Origin of the sequence: Actinophytocola sp. (assembly GCF_045807065.1) — a bacterium.
Lineage (GTDB): Bacteria > Actinomycetota > Actinomycetes > Mycobacteriales > Pseudonocardiaceae > Actinophytocola.
Map to the genome: position 1 here is coordinate 1 of NZ_JBJMIE010000046.1, position 2,382 is coordinate 2,382.

The window sequence follows — 2,382 nt, forward strand, 5'->3', positions numbered from 1 at the left end:
CTTCACGCCACGCCGGTGCGCCTGGTGATATGGCTTCGCACCAACGAAAGACGGCAGGAAGCTGTGGTGGATGTTGATCGCCCGCCCGGTCCAGTCCGCACACAGCTGCGCGGGCAGGATCTGCATGAACCGCGCCAGCACGATCGCGTGCGGGTCCGCCTCGTCGACCACCTTCGACACCTCGGCGAACGCGGCGGCCTTGTCGTCGCGCGGGAACGGCACGTGGTGGAACGGGATGCCGTGCGCCTCGGTGATCGTCGCCAGGTCCGGGTGGTTGCCGATGACCGCCGGCACGTCCACGTCCAGCTCCCCGGACGCCACGCGCCCCAGGATGTCGTACAGGCAGTGCCCTTCCTTCGACACCAGGATGACCACGCGCCGCCGCTCGTCCGTGTCCTGGATCCGCCAACTGCCACCCAGCGCGGACACGGTCGCCGCGAACCGCGAACGCAGCTCGTCCGGCCCGATCGGCAGCGAGTCCGCGGCCACCTCCTGGCGCGTGAAGAACCAGCCGGTGTCCTGGTCGGTGTGGTAGGCGGCCTCGACGATCGTGCCGCCGAGGTCGGCGAGGAACGTCGCGATGGTCGCCACGATGCCGATCCGGTCCGGGCAGCCGAAGGTGATCACGTAGCGGCGCGTCATGGCGTCTGGATTCCGTCGACGAGCGTGCGGTTCCCGCCGATGACCGCGTGGCTCGGCCGCTTCCACACCGCCCGGTACACGGCGTCCGCGGTGCCGACGACCGAGGCGTCGACGTCCAGTCCGCTCTCCGCCCCGCCGTCCAGTTCGGTGCCCCGCGGCGGCGCGTCGGCCGTCGCCGTGACGAGCCACGCACGTCCGGCGTCGGCCGCGTGGTAGAGCACGGTGCCGTCGGCCGTGGCCGGGCGCCGACCGATCATGAACGTGAGCGCCTCGTCGATCCCGTCCGCGGCGAACGCGGGGTCGAACACGAGGTGGTCGACGGCGTCCCCGTGCGCGGCGTGCTCGGCGTCGAGCCGGTGGATGGCGCTCTCGTGCGCCTGCCGTCGCGCCCACCACCCGGTGGTGCCGACGGCGCGGAACGTCCGGGCCGGGGCGTCGGGTCCACGCTCCCGCAACCCGGCGAGCATGGCGTCGACCTGGTCGTCCCAGAACGCGAGCGCGTCGTCCCAGCGCTCGGGTGGACGCGCGGCCACGGGGTCCTCCCCGTCCGGGCCGGCGTCGAGGGACAGCACGACCCAGTTGTGCACCCGCCCGATGTGCCGCACGAGACGCAGCACGGTCCACCCCGGGGCGGTCGGCACCTCCGCGTCCTGCCCGGCCCTCACGGCGGCGGCACGCAACGCGGCGGCCTGCTCCCTGATCTGATCGAGGTAAACGTCGAACTCCACGGGTCATGACCCTAGTGCTGAGCAGGTGGGTTGGCCGATCATCATGCGCAAGCTCGTCCACTGCGTCGCGTCGACCACCGACGGCCACACCGCCGCGCCGGACCGCTGGGGGGATCTGCAGCTCCCCCCAGAACGGTCAGAGGCGGGTCTGCGCGTAGGCGGCCATCGCCGCGCGCAGGAACTCCGCCAGCCGCGGGTCCGTCCGGTCGAAGTTCGCGCGGAACCTCGGGTCGTCGGCGTAGGTGTCGCCGAGGCCGGTGTAGGACTCGCGGCTGGGCGTCCAGAACCCGGAGATCCACCGGTAGTGGCCGTCGAGCACGTCCAGCACCTCGGTGTCGCCCGGCTGGTGGCCGGCGTCGATCAGGGCGACGAGCGCCTCGAGCCGCGTCGTCCACTCCTGGCGGAGCTGCGACTGCCACCACTCCTTGGGCTTGTCCCTGACGTGCGCGTCGGCGGCGTCGACCTGTTCGGCACCCCAGCGCTGCCGGGCCTCCTCCCGCAGCTTCTCCTGCTTCGCGGGGTCGAACCCCTCGAACCAGTGATCCATCGATGTCACGTTCTCACCTCCTTCCAGCTCCTCGATGGTCCGGGTGACCGTCCGCGCGAGCCGCGCGAAGCGGTCCCGCTCGGCCAGCAGCCACCCGCGGTGCAACCTCAGCACCTCGACCTGGTCGCGGCCCTGGCTGACGATCTGCCTGATCGCGTCCAGCCCGAGCCCCAGCTCCCGCATGACCAGGATCTGCTGCAGTTTCAGCAGCTGCTCCTGCTCGTAGTAGCGGTAGCCGTTGGCGCCGACCCGCGCCGGCGGCAGCAACCCGATCTCGTCGTAGTGCCGCAGCGTGCGGGACGTCACCTTCGACATCCGTGCCACCTGCGCGATCGACCAGGCCATGTGACCACGGTAGAAGTTGACGCAACGTGAATGTCAAACTCGAACCCATGCGCGAACGATCATGGGCGAGTCTCGTGGGTACGGCGGTCGGCGACGCGTACGGCGAGCGGGTGTTCCGCC

The 2,382-nt window shown here is 71.2% G+C and carries 3 protein-coding genes; all 3 read right to left on the minus strand.

Annotated features, from left to right (window positions below; genetic code table 11):
* On the minus strand, positions 1-642 hold a 642-nt coding region (locus ACJ73U_RS02720; RefSeq protein ID WP_407775889.1), incomplete at its 3' end, for a formyltetrahydrofolate deformylase.
* Positions 639-1,370 carry a maleylpyruvate isomerase N-terminal domain-containing protein gene (locus ACJ73U_RS02725; RefSeq protein ID WP_407775890.1) on the minus strand — a complete coding sequence of 244 codons (732 nt, stop codon included), beginning with the start codon at positions 1,368-1,370 and terminating at the stop codon, positions 639-641. The genes ACJ73U_RS02725 and ACJ73U_RS02720, both read right to left, overlap by 4 nt.
* 136 nt (positions 1,371-1,506) lie before the next feature.
* Positions 1,507-2,262: a MerR family transcriptional regulator gene (locus ACJ73U_RS02730; protein WP_407775891.1), complete on the minus strand. Its 756-nt coding sequence runs from the start codon at positions 2,260-2,262 to the stop codon at positions 1,507-1,509.
* Between the last annotated feature and the right edge of the window lie 120 nt (positions 2,263-2,382).